We start from the raw sequence: 20,841 nt of genomic DNA, 5'->3' as shown, positions 1-20,841 counted from the left end.
TCTCCCAGCAAAAATATGAGCAAAGGTTTGCTAAAAAGAATAAATCTTTATCAAAACTCTTGCGAGTAGATAGGTATCCATGGCTTTACTCTATTTAGCGTCAGTCTTGCGTTGGCGCTTCTGAGTTTGCCATGGGCCAAAGTTGCGGCCCTCCAGAGAAGATCTGAGTAGAATGACTGTAACATTGGACAGGCCCGCAAATTCCATGATGGACAATGCATCCGACGCGGCTGCATTGCTCAAGGCTCTCGCCCATGAGGGACGGTTGATGATCCTCTGTTATCTCGCCGCCGAGGGTGAGCTTTCTGTTGGTGCGCTAGAGGAACTCTTGGGCAAGCGCCAGGCCGCTGTGAGCCAGCTTCTGTCGCGTCTGCGCGAAGACAGGCTTGTGATTGCTCGGCGTGACGGCAAGACCGTTTATTACTCGCTCGCCGATGGTCCCGCCACAGAGGTTCTGGAAACCCTGCACAACATCTATTGTAGCTGAGGCCCCGACCACACGGGGCCTCGCACATATTTTATGTTAGTCGTCAGCGCGTACGACCTGACGTTGCTTTCCAAGTCCTTGAATTTCAAGCTCCATTACATCGCCATCCTTCAGGTATACGGGCTCGGGTTTCTGCCCCATGCCAACGCCGGGCGGCGTGCCGGTTGCAATGATGTCTCCAGGATGCAGGGTCATCAGTTGGCTCAGATGACTAATCACCTCTGCAACAGAAAAGATCATCTTGTTGGTGTTGCCGGTCTGCATGCGGGTGCCGTTCACATCACATGACAGCGCCAGATCCTGCGGGTCGCTTACCTCGTCTGCGGTGACGAGCCATGGGCCAATCGGGCCAAAGGTGTCGCAGCTCTTGCCCTTGGTCCACTGGCCGGTCAGGTGCAGCTGATAGTCCCGCTCGGAGACATCATTGACGATGCAATACCCCGCAACATGATCGAGCGCCTCTTCGACCGAGACATATTTTGCCGCCTTGCCGATCACCACGCCCAACTCGACTTCCCAGTCTGAGGCCTTGGAACCGCGGGGGAGGCGCACGTCGTCATTGGCCCCGACAATCGCTGAATTTGCTTTCATGAAAAGAATGGGGTGCTCGGGTGGTGTCGCGCCGACCTCTTCAGCATGATCGGAATAGTTGAGTCCGATGCAGAGGAACTTGCCGATCGCACCGACGCAGGGAGCGTAATCAATCGGGCCTGTCAGCTCTGGCAACGCGCTCTGATCTACAGTCTGAAGCGTCTCCAGCACAGAGGCGCCCAGTGTCTCGGATGTCACATCCGCAACATGCCCCGACAGGTCCCGCGCCACGCCCTGCGCGTCGATCAGGCCCGGACGTACGCCCTCTGGCGTGCGGTAGCGAAACAGTTTCATGGCAGTCTCTCCCTTGGTATGTCCTGTGCCGCAGGGTGAGCGGCACCTCAGGACAAGACCTAGCTGGAGACGTAGCCCGCCACAACCTGTAGCAATTTGAAGGCGGTGTTGGCGTCGTTCTCCACCACCGCGAGGAACTCTTCTTCACCGATGCGAAGACAGGTGAGATCGCTCTCGGCGATCATCGACAACGCACGCGGTTCTTTACGGATCAGCCCCAGTTCGCCTACCAGACGTCCGGGTCCGACTTTGGCGATCAACTGGCTCTTGGCACCGGGATCTTCCGCGGGGAGGTAGAGCCCTGCCTCGCCTTCGATGATCATATACGCCCCGTCGGTGGCAGCATCATCCTTATGGAAGACGGCGGTGCCCGGCGTGGCCTCATACCAGCGCGCACTAAAGGCAAGAAGGCGCAGCTGACGGCGGTTGAGCCCGGAGAAAAGCTCCGTGCTCTCCAGTGCCCGCAATTTGCGCGACAGATCCGCAGCAGAGGCGCTGTCTTCGTCTGCGGCTCCCCGCTCGGCCGCGCGCTCATCTTTCAGCCGGCCCTGGCGCATCTCGAAATAATGATCAAAGCGGTCCGGGTCCTTGAACGCAGGCTCAAGAAAAATCAGTGTCGATTGCGGCAGCAGGTCCCGCAGATTGTCCTGCATGGCGCGCCGTGTGGCGCGGTCAAAACTCGCCAGCGCGCCATCTAGGATCAGGATGTCCGGACGTTTGATCGACGCGCGGCAGAAGGCCAGCGGTTCCGCAAAACTCTGCCCGAGCCCCTGCCCGCCTACTGATACCGGCAGATCAAAGATCAGCTCCACCACCATTTCGCGCACACCGGCTGCGTCGATGACTTCGGCCACGGTCTTGCGCAGATCCTCCGCCCGCGCCCCTGCGTTGTCAGAGATCTTACCGAAGATTGCATTCTCAAGTACGGTGAAGCCGGGGGCAAAACGATCCTTGTTGAGCGGTACAAAGAGGTCATCTAGCGTCTCAAGAAGCTCTCGTCCGTGGCTGTCGCGCAAGCTCAGGATCCGGTTTTCGATTTCGGAGCTGAATGCCGGACCAAGGGCTTCGGCAGAGATCGAGAATGGCACGATCATCATCTGCGCGAGTTCTTCAGGCTCCAAAGCTTCGGTCCCTCTGGATTTCACCTTCTGCAGAAGTTGTAGCGCGGCCTCGTAATCGCTGGCCTCAAGCCCCAGTTTGCGGAACAACGGGTGGACGGTGCCATCCATGCCAAAGATCTGGCGCAGCATCTCGAGCACATCCTGTGCTAGCGCCACCAAGTCCTTGTCGAGCCCGATGCGCCGCAGGGTCTGCAGGAATTCTGTCTGCTCGCGCAGCAGTTCATAGGTGATGGGCACGGATCGGGTGGCATAGAGGAGGTTTTCCACCACCGGCAGCGCGGGATTGTAATGCGCGGGATTGTTGAAATGCGCAAAAGCATCCAGTCCTGCGTCCATCAGCGCACGTTGCACACGAGGCCGCAGATCGATCAGCGCTTGCGCCAGCTTGGGGTGTTCCTCCCGGTCGAAGACCTGATCCATGCCACGGCGCAGCAAGGCGGTATCGGATCCGATCCCCTCGACGATGCGCAGCCACCAGTCCCGCAGCTCCTCGGGTTTTTCGAACCCGGCTATTTGGGGGTCGACCCAGTTCACCCCAAAGGGATCTGGGCTGTTGCCTGCACGGATTGCATCACGCACCGCCCGTGCGTCGCTGGGATCTTCGAGCGGCCGCACGCGCAGGGGCATCAGAACGTTTTCACCAAAGGATCCTTTGAAGAGCGCCGGGCGCGAGGTGGCATGCCCAATACGGGTTGCGAGCACCATCTGGTGCAACTCGCGAATGTCATGTCCGGCCAGCGTGACGGTGCCGGACGCGGGCAAAACCTCGCGCGTCAACACTTCGGCCAATGCGCGACGATCCTCCTCTGATGGGGCTGCGATGCCGATCAATTCGCCCTTGGGGAAGGTGGCAGAGAGCTCCTCGAGGATCAGGTTGCCATCGGCGTCGCGCACGCTAACGTCCTTGAGCACGATGTCGCCGTCCAGATGCGGCAGTTCCTCTGGTTCGCCCTCCATCAGGCGCTCGTCGACCATGTCCGGCGGCGCAAAGCGTTCCAGGATCACCTCCCAGCGCAGCGACATATCCTGTGTCTGGTTGTAGTAGGTGAGCAACTCCTTCCACGGGGACGCCAGATCCTTGTAGGCCGCAAGAGCTGCCACCAGCGCCCCGAGCGAGACCTTGCCCTCCAGCACCAAGTAGCCGCCCACCGCGTAGAAAAAGAACGGTGTCAGCTGGGTGATGAAGTTGTTGAGGAACTTCATGAAGAATTTTTTCTGGTAGATCTCGAAGCGGATCTCGTAGAGCCGCCCCAGCCGATCCGTCACCCGCGCCATCCGGTAGCGCCAGCCCCCATTGACCCGCAGCGTCGAGGCCCCGGCCGCACTTTCCCCGATTTCCGATGCCAGCGCCCGCACTTGCTGGATGCGTTTCTTATTGAGGAGATTGATCCGGCGTTGCAGCAGCGGGATGAGCCAGCCCTGCAACGGGATCAGAGCCACCGCAGCCAAGCCGAACCAGAAATTCTGCGCGAATAGAAAATAGAGGATGGTGAGCATCTGCCCGGCTTGCAGCACCGGTTGGCTGACCGCATCGCCCATCAATCCGCCCATGGGCTCTGATTCGGAGGTGATCATGGAGACCAACTCACCCTGGCTGGTGCGCTCGAAATAGGGTTGCGGGAAACGCAGAACACGCGCGATCAGACTATACCGAAATCGGCGCAGCATCCGTTCGGCCAACACACCTTTCATGGTGTTGATCCGCATTTTTGTCAGCCCATGTGCGAGCACGGCCAGAAGAAAAGCACCGCACAGGATCCACAGATAGGTCAGCTGATCGACCTGCTGCCCCAGTACCTCGACGGTCGAACTCTGCGCCCCGATCGCGTCGTTGATGATGCGCTTGGGCAGCTCAAGGGTCAGATAAAGCAGGGGAAACAGGCAAGCGGTCACAACCAGCAAAACCAACTGGTCGCGCTTGGAGTATTTCCAGATGAATTGGAATAGCGAGCGTTCTATGGGGCGGCTCCGCGGTTCGAGCGTCAGGGTGAGATCTCTGTCATCGAACGATGACAGAAGGGTTTTGACATGGGTAGCGCGGTTTGTCCTCTTCAGGCAATGATGCAGCATGCAAACTCTGCATCTGTCTAAAAAGATGGCGCGTCGCGGTCTGTGAGCTAAGTCACAGACAGTTGAATGCCGTATTTGCGATACGGGTAAAACACCGTAATGTCCGACGGATATTTACGCCACTGCTTGACGCCACTGCCAGAGGAAGCCTGCCTTGCCAGAACATGTCGGTACAGTCCTGCTGCTGATCTGCCTGTTTGAAGTCAAACATATGTTTGCGGACTTCTACTTGCAGACCAAGAAGATGCTGTCGGGCAGGTGCCAGTATTTTCATCCCGGACGCGCCCAGCATGCGGGGGTGCATGCATTGGCTTCGGTGGTGGTCCTGTTTGTCATGGGCAGCCCGGCCTGGTTCATCGCGCTGATCTGCGCAGTGGAGTGGTTTATCCATTTCAATATCGACTTCTGGAAGGCGCATCACACGGAGTGCAACAAGCTCGATCCCACCCAGGGTGCCTTCTGGCGTGCGATGGGAACCGATCAACTGCTGCACCATCTGACCTATGTCGGCATGACCGCCGCCTGGGCCGCGGTCTGCCTCTAAGGCCCCCTTTACGCCTGTCTGCGGATGCGACGCTCCGAGGCCCGGGGGTGCTCCCGCCCGTCTCGGGGCATTAAGATGCTCCTCCACAGTTGGACCCGGCGCCGCGCTTTCGCGCGGCGAGGACGTCAGACGCTTCGGGCTTGCGTGCCAATGTGTTCAGCGCCCAACATGGACTTCAGTTGCTGAACCGTCTCAAGGGGCACATCAAGCGCTGTCATGATCTCTGCAGCAAAGCTCACCGGGGCGGTGCCTGCTGCTGTCACGACTTTTCCGTCACGCACCGCTTTGGGCTGATCCACATATAGTGCAGCACCCGCATAGCCCGCCGCATGCAGGCCGAGGAAGCTTGCATCATTTGAGGTATGGCGCAGCGTATTGAGTACCCCGGCCCGCGCCAGCGCCAATGTGCCGCCACATATGCCGGCCAGTACCGCACCGCGGGCCTGAGCACCTTCGAGCAGGCCGGAGAGGTCCGGTGCGTCTGGGTGCTCCCAAAGTGTGCCGCCAATGACCACCACTGCATCGGGCTCCCAAGAATCGAGCAGCTCAAACCCGTCGGACACCCGCGCCACCAGACCACCCATGGAGATCACATCTCCCGGCACTGGCGTCACAAAGCGGACATCAAGGCCAAAATAGGCCCGGCCCAGCCCGCACAGCACCCCGTATTCCCAATCCGCAAATCCCTGTGTCAAAATCACCGCTAATCTGGGCATTTGTCCAATCCTGATCTCTTGAAGTGAATCAGAACATAAAGTGAACATTACGGGCTCGCAACCCGGAATCGCGCTGCCTGCGCCAAGATTGAAGCTCCGTCAGGGCACCACCGGGGTATCGCGTTTGACGGTTTTCAAGATCACATGGGTCTGCGCGCTTGCAACCCCCGCCAATTGGAACAGGAACTGTTCCAGAAACTGATTATAGGCCTCAAGGTCGGGCGCGAGAATCCGCAGGTGGTAGTCCGCCTGCCCCGTGGTTGCATAACATTCCACCACATGCGGATTGCCCTCGACGGCACGGATGAATTCCTGCAGGTGCTCAGGCGCATGGCGGGTCAGATTTACCTGAACCAGCGCCTCGAAATTGAGCCCCATTGCTTGCGGCACCACCACTGCGCCATAGCGTTTGATAACCCCTGCCTCCTCGAGACTGCGCACGCGTCGCCACAGGGCCGAGGCTGACATGCCGACGGCTTCGGCCAGATCGGCATTGGACATGCGGCTGTCTTCTTGCAGCAAGGTCAGGATACGCCGGTCTCGATCATCGAGTCTCATATTTGCAAAACCCTTTCGAAGTGTGGCTGCTTGGCGGATTGTTTATCCTGATGTGTGGAGTTTTGCGCGCAATCTGGCAAGTTTTTTCATGCATCTGGGTTTATCCTTTCGGCGCCAACCAACTTCTCGCCCGATAGCCAGACTGGAGCCAACATGACCGAGCTGTCCCACGCCTTTGAGACTTACCAGCTTGAGGATCGCTATGCCCGCACCAAGGGGCGGGTGTTTCTCACAGGCACGCAGGCTCTGGCGCGGATCATGCTGGATCAGGCCCGGCGGGACCGTGCGGCGGGGTTGAATACCGCAGGCTTTGTCTCTGGCTATCGCGGCTCTCCGCTGGGCGGCGTGGATCTTGAATTCTGGCGCGCCCGTGCCCGCATGGAGGAGGCTGGAATCACCTTCATGCCTGCCGTCAACGAAGACCTCGGCGCAACGGCGGTTCTGGGCGCGCAGCAAGCTGTTCTGGATCCCGATTGCGAGGTCGAGGGCGTGTTTTCCATGTGGTACGGCAAGGGGCCCGGCGTGGACCGCTCTGGCGATGCGCTGAAACATGGCAATGCCTATGGCTCCTCTGCCAAGGGCGGCGTGTTGGTCGTCGCTGGCGACGATCATGGCTGCGTGTCCTCGTCGATGCCGCATCAATCTGATGTGGCCTTCATGTCGTGGTTCATGCCGGTGCTGAACCCGGCCGATGTGGGCGAGTTCCTGTCCTTCGGTGAATATGGCATCGCGCTTTCGCGCTATTCCGGCACTTGGGTCGGCTTCAAGGCGGTGTCCGAAACCGTGGAAAGCGGCCGTTCGGTCGAACTGCCCGAGGATCGTGACTTTATCCGGCCTGAATTGCCGGACTATCCCGGCGGGCTGCACATCCGGTCTTCTGACCTTCCAAGCCCCGAGATCGAGACCCGTATTCGCGCTAAACTTCAGGCCGTGCGGGCCTTTGCCGAGGCCAACCCGATCGACCGGCGCATCTATGATCTGCCAGAGGCCCGCTTTGGCATCGTCACCACCGGCAAGGGCCATCTCGACCTGATGGAGGCGCTGCGTCTACTGGATCTGGACGAGGACACTTGCCGCCGTTTGGGCATCGACATCTACAAGGTTGGCATGGTCTGGCCCCTCGCCCGCGCCGAGGCGCTGCGCTTTGTGAAGGGCAAAGAAGAGGTGCTGGTGATCGAGGAAAAACGCGGCATCATCGAGAGCCAATTCAAGGAGTATTTCTACGACTGGCCCGGTGACAAGCCCAAGAAAATGGTCGGCAAATACCACGCCGCGGGCGAGCCGCTGATCCCATGGGTGGGCGAGTTGAGCCCCCTTATGCTGGTGCCGGTGGTGGCAGAGCGTCTTGATCGTTTCTTCCCAGAGCTGAAGCTGCGCGACAAGGCCCGCGCCCTGACCGAGCAGCCGCCCAACCTGCTCAATATCCCCGGCGCCACGCGCACGCCCTATTTCTGCTCGGGTTGTCCGCACAACACCTCGACCAAAGTCCCCGAAGGCTCCACCGCCAACTCCGGGATCGGCTGTCACGTCATGGCCTCGTGGATGGGCCGCAACACCGCAGGCTATGCGCAGATGGGCGGCGAAGGCGTGCCGCATGTGGTCGCGTCGAAATACAACGGCGGCAAACATGTGTTCCAGAACCTTGGCGAAGGCACATGGTATCACTCCGGCTCGCTCGCGATCCGTCAGGCGGTGGCCTCAGGGGCGAATATCACCTTCAAGGTGCTCTATAATGACGCAGTGGCCATGACTGGCGGTCAACCCGTGGACGGGCCGGTTTCTGTTGCGGGCATCGCGCAGGCCGGTCGCGCCGAAGGCGTGGAGCGCATCGCGCTGATCTCTGATGATATCGGGAAATTCACCCGCAGCGACTTCCCGGCGGGCACGTCTTTTCACGATCGCGCCGACCTCGATCTGGTCCAGCGCGAGCTACGCGAAATCAAGGGCGTCACCCTCCTGATATACGAACAGACCTGCGCCACGGAGAAACGCCGCCGCCGCAAACGCGGCAAGATGGAAGACCCCAAGCGCTTTGCCTATATCAACGACCTGGTCTGCGAAGGCTGTGGGGATTGCTCTGTCGAGAGCAACTGCCTCAGCGTCGAACCCAAAGAGACGCCCTTTGGCCGCAAGCGCAAGATCAACCTCTCCAGCTGCAACAAGGACTTTTCCTGCCTCAACGGCTTTTGTCCCAGCTTTGTGACGGTAGAGGGCGCAACCCGGCGGAAACGGGAATTGAAGGATCTGGACCCGGCAGCGCTCACGGTGGATTTGCCGGCACCCGACCTGCCCGCTCTTGGCAAACCCTTTGATCTCTTGGTGACGGGTGTCGGCGGCACGGGGGTTGTCACCGTTGGGGCGCTGATCACCATGGCGGCCCACCTTGAGGGCAAAGGATCATCGGTGCTGGACTTTACCGGCTTTGCGCAGAAATTCGGCACCGTCCTGAGCTATATCCGCCTCGCCAAATCGCCCGAGGAGGTCCATCAGGTGCGCACAGATCTTTGTGCCGCCGATGCGGTCATCGCCTGCGACGCGGTGGTCTCCTCCGCCCCAAAAGCCTCGGCACATTATCGCGAGGGCAGCCGCGTGGCGCTGAACCTTGCGGAAATGCCCACCGGCGACATCGTTTTGCGCCGCGATGCGTCGCTCGACATTCCGGCCCGCGCCCGGGCTGTGGCCTCGGTGGTGGGCGCAGGAAATGTCACGGCTCTGAACGCCAATGCGATCGCCGAGACGCTGCTTGGCGATGCGGTTCTGGCGAATGTCATCATGCTTGGATTCTCTTGGCAGCAGGGGCTTGTCCCCGTCAGCCTCACCGCACTACAGCAGGCGATCGTCCTCAATGGCGTTGCAATTGAGAAAAACCAACTCGCCTTCGCCATCGGGCGTGCGATGGCCGCCGCGCCAGAGCGCCTCGCCGCGCACTACAGCGAAACTGAAGCGACAGAAGAGACGCTTCAGGACCTGATCAAGCGTCGCGTCTCGTTCCTCACCGCTTATCAGAACGAGGACTATGCCGGGATCTATTCGGACCTCCTGCAGCGCCTGCACCGTGCACTTCCCGCGAACCACGCAGATCGGCTCACCGCGTCGGCGGCCCGCAGCCTCTTCAAGCTGATGGCCTACAAGGATGAATTCGAGGTGGCGCGCCTGATGAGCGGCAAGAGCTTTCGCGATGAACTCGACCGCACCTTTGCGGGTGACTTCAAGGTCAACTACCACTTGGCGCCACCGCTCTTGAACATCAAAACGGATGCCCGTGGCCGTCCCGCCAAACGTGCCTTCGGTCAATGGATGACGCCGGTTCTGTCGCTTCTCTCCAAGGGGAAAGCCCTGAGAGAGACACCCTTCAACCCGTTCGGCTATCACTCTGAGGCGCGTATGCACCGCGAACTTCGGGATTGGTTCCAGAATATGCTGGAGGACATCATCTCCCATCCCACGGCGCTTGCTCCGGATATGCTGGACACAATTCTAAAAGCGCCGATGGACATTCGCGGCTACGGCCCCGTGCGCGAGGCGGCAGCGCAAAAAGTCAAACAGGAGGTCGATGCTCTGCGTCTGACCTGAGGACTGGCGCTTATCGGTAAACCTCGGGTAGGAGCCGCGCCTTATCTCGTCAACAGGCGGGGCGAGGCGCGTCATATTTCGGGGGCGTGGCAAGACTCATGGTGATACATCGCGCCAGAATTGGCGGCTGTAGTCTTCGAACTCCCGCAGCTCCGCCTCGGTCGGGGTCTGCCCGGTAAAGACCTTGAGATACTCCGGTGTCATCGACAGACGGTACGCATAGCTTTCTTCTGGCTCAGCCATGTCATAGCCAAGTTGCATGTAATACAGCACCTTAGCCCGCGTGATCGCCTCCATTTCCGCGCAGCCATAGCGCGCAAACATCATCGTCAGGGCCGCAACACGCGCATCGTCCCCCGCCCGCATCCGCGCCCGCACCGGTTCCGAGCGACGGGCCCAATCGCGAATGGCAAAGTCGAGCGCGGTGTCAAAGAGGTTGGGGTTTGCGATGCAGCGAAACACATTGAGCACCGCGCCTGTGATCCGTTCCGCAGGCGCGTTGGCCTGACGGATCAACCCCGCCGTGTTGGTCTCTTCCCAGCACGTGAGCAAAGCGTCCAACAGGTCCTGGCGAGACTTGAAATACCAATAAAACGACGAGCGTGAGACTCCCATTGCCTCCGCCAAGGCAAGGACTTTCACCCGCTCCTCGCCATCACGGATCAGCACGTCCAGCCCCATCTTGAGCCAGTCCTCACGCGTCACTTTGATATTGCCAATCAAGGGTTCGGCATCGGGGTTGTCACGATGTAACACGGGCTTTGGTGGCATTGATGTCTCGGGTTCTGGGCCGCCCTCTCAGGGGCGCAATCCCAGCACAGTGCCTTGTGCGTCCGGCCAGATCAAGCCACCCTGCCAGTGCCGGGACGCAACCTCTTCGATGCGCGGCGCAGAAGCAGTAGGTAGTGCGCGCGACTTCTTGGTCCTGCCAGTGCAGTAATGGATGCTGTCGCATGGCTGTTGCATGCCCGCTCTATGAGCGCCTCAAACGCCGCGGGCTACGCCAAACAATGACTGAAGGAACACAATTTCCCGATCACGGGGTATCGCGGTCAAATGGCATTTGACTACAAGGGCCTGACCGCGCGAAGGTAAGGCAAAAATCAGGGAGAACTCTCATCTTCATACCTGCGCAGCGACGACGTGGCTGGGCCATCTGACATGCGCCCCCTTTTGTCGGTCGAAAATCTCAGCATTGGCTTTGGTCGCGATGCACCTGTGGTGCAGAACGTGAATTTCGAAGTGAATCCGGGTGAAACACTGGCGCTGGTCGGTGAAAGTGGCTCTGGTAAGACCATCAGCTGCCGCGCGGTGCTGCGCATTCTGCCGCGCACTGCACGCCTGCACTCTGGTCGCATGATCCTGCGCGGCGACCAGGATGAGCTGGATCTGGCCCGCATCAGCGAGCAGCAAATGCGCCATGATGTGCGCGGAAACCGCATTGCGATGATCTTTCAGGAGCCTATGCGCTCTTTGTCTCCGCTGCATCGGATCGGCAATCAGGTGGTGGAGATCATTCATCTTCACAGAAGCGTCTCTGAAGAAGCGGCCAAACGCGAGGTGCTGGAGTGTTTCGAGCGCGTCGGGTTCCCCGATCCCGAGCGCACCTGGCGCTCCTATCCGTTCGAGCTTTCGGGCGGCATGCGCCAGCGCGCAATGATCGCCATGGCCATGGTTGCCAAGCCGGATCTGCTGATCGCGGATGAACCCACAACTGCGCTTGATGTGACCACTCAGGCACAGGTTCTGGGGCTGATGAAGGATCTGCAGCGCGAGACCGGCATGGCCATGGTCCTCGTCACCCATGATCTTGGCGTGGTGGCCAATATGGCCGAGCAGGTGGTGGTGATGCACAAGGGTCGTGTCATGGAGGCAGGCCCAGCCGAACCTATCCTGCGCGCGCCCGCCCATCCCTACACCAAGGATCTCTTTGAGGCGGCGCCCAAGATCCCGCCGGCGATTTCCCCAGCGCCACAGGAGCAGCAGGATCTGATCCTTGAGCTGCGCAATGTCACCAAGACCTTTACCATGCGCTCGGGCAAAAGCTGGAGCAAACCGACCCTTGTGCGGGCCTGTGACAGCGTTGATCTGCGCCTGCCGCGGGGCAAGACCTTGGCAATTGTTGGCGAAAGCGGTTCTGGCAAGACCACCGCTGCACGCATTGCGCTTGGCGCAGAAACGGTGGATGCGGGCGGCGAGGTGCTCTTTCGCCACGCCGCGGGGGCAGAGGCACTTGAGGTGCATGATATGGATCGCGACGCTCGCCGCGCGTTCCAGCGGCAGGCGCAGATGGTGTTTCAAGACCCCTATTCCTCGCTCAGTCCGCGCCAGCGGATCTTTGACACGCTGGCAGAGCCGCTCGAAATCCACGGCATCGGCGCGCGCGCCGATCACAAGGCCCGTGCAGCCGAGATGCTGCGCCTTGTTGGGCTGCCCGGCGATATGCTCAGCCGGTATCCGCATGCGTTTTCCGGCGGTCAGCGCCAGCGCCTCTCTATAGCCCGAGCGCTGATGCTCGACCCGGCTCTTCTGGTATGTGACGAGCCGACCTCGGCGCTGGATGTCTCGGTGCAGGAACAGATCCTGACCCTGCTGGAAGAAATCCGCGACGCGCGCCAGCTTTCCTATCTCTTTATCAGCCACGACCTTGCGGTGGTGGCCCGGATCGCCGATGAGGTCGCGGTGATGCGGCGTGGCCTCATTGTGGAACAGGGCCCGCCCGAAGTGCTGTTTCACAACCCCAAACACCCCTACACCAAGGCACTTATTGCTGCCCAGCCGGTCCCCGATGTGGATCGCCCCATCAATCTCAAACTTGTGGCACAGGGCGCAGGCGCGCCCGAAAGCTGGCCGGAGGCCTTCCGCTTTGCCGGAGAGAATGCCCCGCCGTTGGTGCCACTGGATCCCGGACATAAGGTACGCTGTCATGTCTAACGCCCGTCCCCTGCTTTCCTTCACCAGTGCCCTTGCCTTTCTGCTGCTGCCGCTTGCGGCGGTTGCTCAGCCCACCGTGCAAGAAAGCGCCTTCTGGAGCCATGAGGTCACCGCAGGCGATCTGCCACCCGCCGCTGAACGCATCCCCGCAGAGCCGCTTGTGGTGAACCTCGCCGCCAAGGGGCGCAGTCCGGGCATTCCCGGCGGCACGCTCAATACGATGGTCACGCGCTCCAAGGACATCCGCCAGATGGTTGTCTACGGCTATGCGCGCCTTGTGGGATACAACGAGAACTACGAGCTCGTGCCCGATGTGCTACAAAGCTTTGAAAGCGAGGGCGATCGCAAATTCACCCTGCACCTGCGCGAGGGGCATAAATGGTCCTCTGGCGATCCTTTCACCTCGGCGGATTTCGAATACTGGTGGACACACATTGCCAACAACCGCGAGCTCAATCCCACCGGCCCGCCGGATTTTGTGCGCGTCGAGGGGGAGTTGCCGGAGGTCACTTTTCCGGATGACACCACTGTGGTTTTTGAGTGGAGCACCCCCAACCCCAGCTTCCTTCAGGTGCTGGCGCAAGCGGTGCCACCCTTCATCTACCGTCCCTCCGCCTATCTGAAACAGTTCCACAAGGACTTTGCCGACCCCGAAGCCTTGGAAGAGGAAATCGACTACGCCCGCGTCAAGAGCTGGGCCGCGCTGCACAACAAGCGCGACAATATGGACAAGTTCGACAATCCTGACCTGCCGACGCTACAGCCTTGGATCAACGCCACCGCAGGCAAGAAGATCCGCCATCAATTTGTGCGCAATCCGTACTATCATCGCATCGATGAGAACGGCGTGCAGCTCCCGTATATCGACACGGTCGAAATGGAGATTGTGTCGGGCGGGTTGGTCGCGGCAAAATCCAACGCGGGCGAGGCCGACCTGCAGGCACGTGGGCTTGATTTCAGAGACATTCCGATCTTGCGCAAAGGCGAGGCAAATGGTGACTATCGCACCGAGCTCTGGTCCTCGGGCACTGCCTCGCAGATTGCGATTTATCCGAACCTGAACGCGGCGGATGAAGTCTGGCGCGCGACCCTGCGCGATGTGCGTGTGCGCCGCGCCCTTTCAGTGGCGATCAACCGCCCAGCCATCAATAAATCGCTCTATTTCAAGCTGGCAAAGCCCGGCGCGATGACGGTTCTGGAGAAAAGCCCTTTCTTTGAGCAAGAGTTGCGGGACGCGTGGGCACAATATGATCCCGATCTGGCCAACACGCTGCTGGATGAGGCGGGCCTCACCGAACGCGACGGCTACGGCATCCGCCGCCTGCCCGACGGGCGCCCGATGGAATTGGTGGTGGAAACCGCAGGCGAGCGGCAAGAGGTAGAAAATGCGCTGCAGATCATCACAGATGACTGGCGCGATGTGGGTGTGAAGCTGGTGATGCGCCCGCTCGATCGCGACATCCTGCGCAATCGCGTGTTCTCGGGCACCACCATGGCCTCGGTCTGGTACGGCTGGGACAATGGTCTCCCGCAGAGCTACACCTCCCCGGCCTATCTTGCGCCCACGGATCAGGTGTTTTTGTCCTGGCCCAAATGGGGTCAGTATTATCAAACCAGCGGCGCGGTGGGCGAAGCGCCAGATATGGCACCGGCGCAGCGTCTGATGGAGCTTCTGGACGACTGGAACAAGGCACCAGATGCCAACAAACGGGCCGAAGCCTGGCATGAGATGCTTGAAATTCACGCCGAAAATGTCTTTGCAATTGGCCTGGTGGCAGCCGCGCCGCAGCCCGTTGTGGTCTCAAACCGTCTGCGCAATGTGCCCAAGACGGCGATCTGGGCCTGGGATCCCGGCGCACATTTTGGCGTGCACCGGATGGATGAATTCTACTTTGAGGATGGCGAAGGCTGATGGAAATTCTGCGCTACGCGCTCTATCGCTTTGGCACCATGCTGCTGACACTCCTACTGGTGTCGGTGCTGATCTTCTGGATCATCAACTTGCCGCCTGGCGACTTCCTGTCGAACCAGATTGCAGAGCTGCGCGCCACGGGTCAGGAGGCCGGTGTCGCCAAGGCTGAGTTCCTGCGCAAGGAATATGCGCTCGACCGCTCCCTCGCGGAGCAATATCTGATCTGGATGGGCTTCTGGCCCGGCCCTCACGGGTTTTCCGGCATGCTGCAGGGCAATTTTGGCTGGTCCTTTGAATTTGACCGCCCCGTGGCAGAGATCGTGGGCGACAGCCTTTGGCTCACGGTTCTGGTGAACCTCGCAGCGGTGCTGTTTGTCTATATCGTCGCCCTGCCCCTTGGCGTTCTGGCCGCCGCCAAGTCGCGCACGATGATCGATTATACAGCAGCTTTTATTGGCTATTTGGGGCTTGCCACGCCGAATTTTCTGCTTGCCCTGATCCTGTTTTACTATGGGCATCAATACCTCAACCTGCCTATCGGCGGCCTGATGGCGCCAGAGTTTGAGGGCGAGCCGATGTCTTGGGAAAAGGTCAAATCCATCCTCATTCACCTGATCGTGCCCACCTTTGTGATCGGCACCTCGGGAGCCTCCGCGATGATGCAGCGCCTGCGTGCCAACATGCTGGACGAGCTGGGCAAACCCTATGTGGAAACCGCTGTGGCCAAGGGTATGCGCCCGTCTCGAATGTTGGCAAAATATCCGCTGCGGGTGGCGTTTAACCCCTTTGTGGCCGACATCGGCAATCTGCTCCCGGCAATGGTCTCCGGCTCGGTTCTGGTCTCGGTCGTGCTGGGCCTGCAAACCATCGGGCCGGTCCTGCTGCAGGCGCTCAAGTCGCAGGACATGTTCCTGTCGGGATTCGTTTTGATGTTTGTCGCGCTCTTGACGCTGATCGGCACCATGATCTCTGACGTGCTCTTGGTGCTGCTTGATCCGCGCATCCGCTATGAGGGGCGCAAATCATGAGCGAAAAACACCCCGACGGTCGTTTTGTCGATGATGCGCCCTATGACCCGCAGGCCTCGATCCGCGAACTGGAGCGCAAGGATCTCGACGCGCCGAACTGGGTGCTGATCTGGCGCAAGTTCAAGACCCACCGCCTGGGGTTGATCTCGGGCATATTCCTGCTGTTTTGCTATGTGATGCTGCCGTTTGTAGGCTTCATCGCGCCCTATGGCCCCAACGAGCGCAACGCCGAGCATCTCTATTCGCCACCGCAGTCCGTGAACTTCTTTCACGAGGGCGAATTTCTGGGCCCGTTTATCTATCCGCTGACCTCAGAGGCCGATCTTGAGACCTTTCAATGGGTGGTGAAGCCTGATTACGACAACCCGCAACAGATCCGTTTCTTTTGCGAGGGAGCCGAATATCGACTGGCGGGTCTGATCCCTGCCAACACCCATCTCTTTTGCGCGCCCGAAGGGGCGACATTGTTTCTCTGGGGGTCAGATCGCCTGGGACGTGACATCTTCAGCCGCATTCTCTTTGGCGCGCAGCTCTCGCTGACCGTGGGTCTGATCGGCATCACGGTGTCTTTTGTTCTGGGGATCTTTTTCGGCTCTGTTGCGGGGTATTTCGGCGGCAAGATCGACTGGGTCATCAACCGCGCTATTGAAATCCTGCGCAGCCTGCCCGAGCTGCCGCTCTGGCTGGCGCTTTCAGCGGCGGTCCCTTCCACATGGTCGCCGGTGGCAGTGTTTTTCATCATTTCCATCATCCTCGGCATCCTCGACTGGCCGGGTCTTGCGCGTTCCGTCAGGGCCAAGTTCCTGAGCCTGCGCGAAGAGGAATACGTCCGCGCCGCCGAAATGATGGGCGCATCTTCAGGGCGCGTGATCAAGAAACACCTGCTGCCCAACTTCATGAGCCATCTTATCGCCTCGGCCACATTGTCGATCCCGGCGATGATCTTGGGAGAGACGGCGCTCTCGTTCCTTGGGCTCGGTCTGCGCGCCCCGGCAGTGAGCTGGGGGGTGATGCTCAATGACGCGCAGAACCTTGCCAATATCGAGATCTACCCCTGGACCGCGATCCCAATGCTGCCGATCATCGTGGTCGTTCTGGCGTTCAACTTTCTGGGCGACGGTCTGCGCGATAGTCTGGATCCCTATCAGCAATGAGTATGTTTGACGCCCTGCCCCCTCCGGACGCCTATCACGTCGTAGGCGAGGGCCAGCGTCCAAGCGTCTATGCGGTCTCGGAGCTTGCCAACGCCTGCCTCGGCGCGGTTGGATTGGAAATGGCAAGGCTGATCGAGGTGCTGGGGTTGGCCCCCAGCGCGCCCGACGTCACGGTGGACCAGCGCCTTGCCTCGCTCTGGTTTGGCTATTCCTTTCGCCCCGTGGGTTGGGAGATGCCTTCGCTTTGGGATCCGATCGCGGGGGATTATCCCTGCGCAGATGGTTGGATCCGCCTGCACACCAACCTGCCGCATCACCGCGCGGCGGCCCTGTCGGTGCTCGGCTGTAATGCGGATCGCGAAGGCGTCGCCAAGGCGGTGCTGACCTGGCAGGGCGACGCGCTGGAGGCAGCGGTTGTGGGCGCAGGCGGTGTCGCGGCCGCGATGCGCAGCCGTGAAGAATGGCTGGCGCATCCACAGGGCGCGGCGGTCTGCCAAGAGCCTCTGGTGGATTGGATCAAGCCGCGCCGCGTGGTGCTGCGCGCGCGCCCGGAGGCCAGCGCAGCGCGACCTCTGATGGGGGTGCGGGTGCTCGATCTGACGCGCGTGTTGGCCGGACCGGTCAGCACCCGCACGCTGGCCGGGTTCGGGGCCGAGGTGCTGCGGATCGACCCGCCCGATTGGGACGAGCCGGGCGTGTTGCAGGACATCTCGCTGGGCAAACGCATGGCAAGGCTCAATCTGCGCACAGAGGCCGGCCGCGCCCACCTGCGCGCACTTCTGGCCGAGGCAGATGTGTTGGTGCATGGCTTCAGACCAGGCGCGCTCGACAATCTGGGGCTGGATTTGGCTACACGCGACGCGATTGCGCCCAACCGGATCGAGGTCACTCTCAACGCCTATGGCTGGACTGGCCCCTGGGCAAATCGGCGCGGGTTTGACAGCCTTGTTCAGATGAGCGCCGGGATCGCTGATGCGGGGCGGGACTGGGCGGGCGCACAAAAGCCGACCCCCTTGCCGGTGCAGGCCCTCGATCACGCAACCGGCTACCTGATGGCCGCGGCGGTTTTGTCTGCGCTCTCGGCGGCAGCACGGCAAGAGCCGGTCGGGGTTGCACGCTTGTCGCTTGCCCGAACGGCAGAAGCGCTGGTCGCGATCCCGAAACGGCTATCAGGGCCGGAGATTTCAACTGCCGAGCCCTGCGACTTTGCCACGAGTGAGGAGGCGAGCGGCTGGGGGGCTGGGTTGCGTCTGAGCCCAGCGGTGAAGATCAACGGCTGCGAGATGGGTTGGGATATGCCGGCACAGCTAAGCGGCACGCATCCTCCGCAATGGAACGAGCGGCAAACCTGACCCTATCGTATCTGGTCTGATTGCTCTGGATCGTCTCAGGTCATACCCTGGACGATCCAATCCCACGTCCAATCAGCGGTCATCGCCGCCGCCGTCGTTCGAATCCATCAGATCATCCTCGATAGCCGCCTGCGCCGCGCCAAGGGCGGCGTCGCGCTTAGCCTTGGGGACTTTTTCGCCGGTGTCATCCACAACGCGCACGGTGACCTCGCGGTGGGCAAACTTGATACCCTCGCGTTCAAAGAGATCCCGGATTTCCTGAAAAACCTTCTTGCGCACCAGCCACTGATCGCCGGGCTTTGTCATGAACTTCACACGGATGATCATTGCAGAATCCTGCATCTCGATCACGCCCTGCGATTTCAGAGGCTGAATGAAGTTGTGACCGATTACCGGATCGTTCAGCAACTCCTTGCCGAGGGTCTTGATCAGCTTGCGCACCTTTTCGACATCCGTGTCATAGGTCACGCGCAGCGGCAGCTTCATGATCACCCAGTCGCGCGAATAGTTTGTCAGCACCTGGATTTCGCCAAAGGGAATGGTGTGCAGCGCCCCAAGGTGATGGCGCAGCTGAAACGACCGCACGGAGATCTTCTCGACCGTGCCTTTCACACTGCCGATGTCGATGTATTCGCCGCGGCGAAAGGCATCGTCGATCAGGAAAAACGCGCCCGAAAATATATCGCGCACCAGGGTCTGTGAGCCAAAGCCAACCGCCAGGCCCACGACACCGGCACCGGCAAACAGCGGGCTCACATTGATGCCGATCTCCATCAGCACGATGAGAATGATCGTGACCACAACCACCGCCAGAATTGCGCCACGGAACAGAGGCAGGAGCGTGGCCAGGCGGCTGGCACTGCTGCCCCCGCCTTCGTCGCCCAACTCGCCATCCGGCTGATCTTGCGTTTCTTCTTCGATTTTGCTGTCAATCCAGATCCGGGCGATATGGAAAACCAGATATCCGATGAAGAGGATCACCAGCACATCGATTGCCCGATCGAGCCAGGGCGCATCCTCCATTGCAAACTCGGGGTTCCAGATGAATATCAGCGAAACGGCACCGACGAGAAAGGCCAGGATGCCCGCTGCGCGACGGGCCAGATCCTTGTAGGTCGCAATCGGGTGGCGCGCCGTGGTCTTTTCTTGAGCGTCTTCGCTGTTTTCGTCGTCGCTTTGCGTCGTGTCATCTGTGGTCTCGATGATCCGGCGGCGCGAGGTGAATTGTTCGATCACGTAGTTGATCAGACCATAGACCACCAGGATCGAGGTCAGCACCGCAAAGAGACCCATATTCGGCGGCAGCGCGCTTGGGTTCTCAAGCACGAGGTCAAACGTCAGAGCCAACCAGCCAAAGGCGATGTAGAGGATTACGATGGGTGCCCAGACCCACGACAGCAGACGGTTTGGCCAGGCCACCACGTGTGCATCGCCCACATGGCGGATCGCACCGGAAATGGCCCGCGCGTTGAACAGCACGAGCAGGATTGCCAGCAGCGAAGAGGCCAGCATCAGCAACGAATAGGTCAGCGCATAGATATTGTAGTTGAGACCAAAATCCTGCACCCAGGTCGAAACCATAACGGCGACAAAATCAAAGGTCGCAAGTCCCGAGAGCCAGAAGTAGAGCCGCTTTGCATCCCTGTCCGAAAGCGACGGGATGCGATACTGGCTGAGGTAGGGCGAGAGCACCATGCGCCACAGATCAGAGATCGTGCGTGCCACAAAAAACGTTAGATAGACCGCAAGCGACGTGAACTCGATCGAGACATCCCCCGAGGGGCCAAACACCAGCAGCGTCACGATCAGCGCAAAGATCATTGCAAAAAGCGTGCCCCCCAGACCGGCAGCAAACCGGATGAACAGGAATGGCATCTTCCCGGCATAGCCTTCGGGCTTTTCCTCGATACGGCTCACGACATAGCTTTTGATAAGCCGCTTGCCGTAGATCTCGGTCGAGAGCCAGCGTCCGATCAACAGCAGGACGGTCGTAATCAGCACCACTTTGACATAAGTGATGATGCGGCCATCGGGGCTGGTCGCGCGCAGGATGTAGGCCATCTCGATATAGGAGCTGGGGAGCGACTTCAGCCGTTCGTTGAGCTTGCTGCGAAAATCGCGCAGCTCGCTTTGTGCCTTCATCATTGATGAGGCGCCGCCCATGACGCCCGGTTCCTCTTCCATCGCGGACCCGGCCTGCGCCACAAATTCGGCACCACTGAGCGCGCGGCCGCTGCTGTCGACGATCACGACGCCCACACCTGCCTCTGCGGCCTGTCGGATCGCATCAGCAAGATCGCTCTGAGAACGCGCTTCCTCGGAGGTTCCCTGGGACACCAGCGTCGATTGAGCGTCAGCAGGCACACTGCCAAGCAGGCCGATCGTGGCTGCGATCAGCCACAGGCGGAGCAAAGCGGTCAATCTCGACATGGTGTTCTTCCTTTTCGCTCGCGGGGCGATTTGACTGCTGAAAAGCCGCAAACAAGCCACGATTTTCGATTTTGCAC

Annotated in this window: 14 protein-coding genes; 8 read left to right on the top strand and 6 right to left on the bottom strand. The window is 60.2% G+C overall.

Features of this window, described 5'->3' with window-relative positions:
- The first annotated feature begins 172 nt into the window (after window positions 1-172).
- Window positions 173-487 carry an ArsR/SmtB family transcription factor gene (locus tag ACZ1HH_RS15340; protein WP_416369595.1) on the top strand — a complete coding sequence of 105 codons (315 nt, stop codon included), beginning with the start codon at window positions 173-175 and terminating at the stop codon, window positions 485-487.
- A 36-nt stretch (window positions 488-523) separates the two neighbouring features.
- Here ACZ1HH_RS15340 and ACZ1HH_RS15335 read toward each other — a convergent pair whose 3' ends face one another.
- Entirely contained in the window at window positions 524-1,372 is an 849-nt protein-coding gene (locus tag ACZ1HH_RS15335; protein ID WP_416369594.1) for a fumarylacetoacetate hydrolase family protein, read from the bottom strand.
- 59 nt (window positions 1,373-1,431) lie between these two features.
- Window positions 1,432-4,401, bottom strand: coding sequence for an ABC transporter transmembrane domain-containing protein (locus tag ACZ1HH_RS15330; RefSeq protein WP_472635239.1), 2,970 nt, complete (start codon window positions 4,399-4,401; stop codon window positions 1,432-1,434).
- A gap of 316 nt (window positions 4,402-4,717) precedes the next feature.
- On the opposite strand from ACZ1HH_RS15330, the gene ACZ1HH_RS15325 reads away from it, so the two are divergent.
- On the top strand, window positions 4,718-5,107 hold the full coding sequence (locus tag ACZ1HH_RS15325; protein ID WP_011537283.1) for a DUF3307 domain-containing protein: 390 nt from the start codon (window positions 4,718-4,720) through the stop codon (window positions 5,105-5,107).
- Window positions 5,108-5,232: 125 nt separating this feature from the next.
- On the opposite strand, the gene ACZ1HH_RS15320 is transcribed toward ACZ1HH_RS15325, so the two are convergent.
- Together ACZ1HH_RS15320 and ACZ1HH_RS15315 are read right to left on the bottom strand one after the other, a co-directional pair.
- A complete protein-coding gene (locus ACZ1HH_RS15320; RefSeq protein ID WP_011537284.1) occupies window positions 5,233-5,823 on the bottom strand; it encodes a type 1 glutamine amidotransferase family protein in 591 nt (196 codons plus the stop codon).
- Window positions 5,824-5,922: 99 nt separating this feature from the next.
- Window positions 5,923-6,381 carry an Lrp/AsnC family transcriptional regulator gene (locus ACZ1HH_RS15315; RefSeq protein WP_472635238.1) on the bottom strand — a complete coding sequence of 153 codons (459 nt, stop codon included), beginning with the start codon at window positions 6,379-6,381 and terminating at the stop codon, window positions 5,923-5,925.
- 153 nt (window positions 6,382-6,534) lie between these two features.
- Between ACZ1HH_RS15315 and ACZ1HH_RS15310 the strand changes: the two genes are divergently transcribed.
- On the top strand, window positions 6,535-9,954 hold the full coding sequence (locus tag ACZ1HH_RS15310) for an indolepyruvate ferredoxin oxidoreductase family protein (protein ID WP_472635237.1): 3,420 nt from the start codon (window positions 6,535-6,537) through the stop codon (window positions 9,952-9,954).
- 96 nt (window positions 9,955-10,050) lie between these two features.
- Here ACZ1HH_RS15310 and ACZ1HH_RS15305 read toward each other — a convergent pair whose 3' ends face one another.
- Window positions 10,051-10,725 (bottom strand): TetR/AcrR family transcriptional regulator, encoded by a 675-nt coding sequence (locus ACZ1HH_RS15305; RefSeq protein ID WP_011537287.1) that lies wholly within the window; start codon window positions 10,723-10,725, stop codon window positions 10,051-10,053.
- Window positions 10,726-11,115: 390 nt separating this feature from the next.
- Here ACZ1HH_RS15305 and ACZ1HH_RS15300 point away from each other — a divergent pair, with 390 nt between their 5' ends.
- Genes ACZ1HH_RS15300 through ACZ1HH_RS15280 form a run of 5 tightly spaced genes read left to right on the top strand, consistent with a single transcriptional unit; the run spans window position 11,116 to window position 18,334 of the window.
- On the top strand, window positions 11,116-12,888 hold the full coding sequence (locus tag ACZ1HH_RS15300; RefSeq protein WP_472635236.1) for an ABC transporter ATP-binding protein: 1,773 nt from the start codon (window positions 11,116-11,118) through the stop codon (window positions 12,886-12,888).
- Window positions 12,881-14,800: an ABC transporter substrate-binding protein gene (locus ACZ1HH_RS15295; protein WP_472635235.1), complete on the top strand. Its 1,920-nt coding sequence runs from the start codon at window positions 12,881-12,883 to the stop codon at window positions 14,798-14,800. Before ACZ1HH_RS15300 ends, ACZ1HH_RS15295 begins: the two co-directional genes overlap by 8 nt.
- Entirely contained in the window at window positions 14,800-15,828 is a 1,029-nt protein-coding gene (locus tag ACZ1HH_RS15290; protein WP_011537290.1) for an ABC transporter permease, read from the top strand. The genes ACZ1HH_RS15295 and ACZ1HH_RS15290 overlap by 1 nt, the downstream gene beginning before the upstream one ends.
- Window positions 15,825-16,982, top strand: coding sequence for an ABC transporter permease (locus tag ACZ1HH_RS15285; protein WP_011537291.1), 1,158 nt, complete (start codon window positions 15,825-15,827; stop codon window positions 16,980-16,982). The genes ACZ1HH_RS15290 and ACZ1HH_RS15285 overlap by 4 nt, the downstream gene beginning before the upstream one ends.
- The gene (locus ACZ1HH_RS15280) at window positions 16,979-18,334 is read left to right on the top strand and encodes a CoA transferase (protein ID WP_472635234.1); all 1,356 of its coding nucleotides are present in this window, start codon (window positions 16,979-16,981) and stop codon (window positions 18,332-18,334) included. Before ACZ1HH_RS15285 ends, ACZ1HH_RS15280 begins: the two co-directional genes overlap by 4 nt.
- Window positions 18,335-18,406: 72 nt before the next feature.
- Here ACZ1HH_RS15280 and ACZ1HH_RS15275 read toward each other — a convergent pair whose 3' ends face one another.
- Window positions 18,407-20,764: a mechanosensitive ion channel family protein gene (locus tag ACZ1HH_RS15275; protein ID WP_472635233.1), complete on the bottom strand. Its 2,358-nt coding sequence runs from the start codon at window positions 20,762-20,764 to the stop codon at window positions 18,407-18,409.
- Window positions 20,765-20,841 lie beyond the last annotated feature (77 nt).

The sequence above is a fragment of the Epibacterium sp. HA2-3 genome, assembly GCF_055693725.2.
Note: the sequence above shows the minus strand (reverse complement) of the source record. Positions and strands in the feature narration are given on the sequence as shown.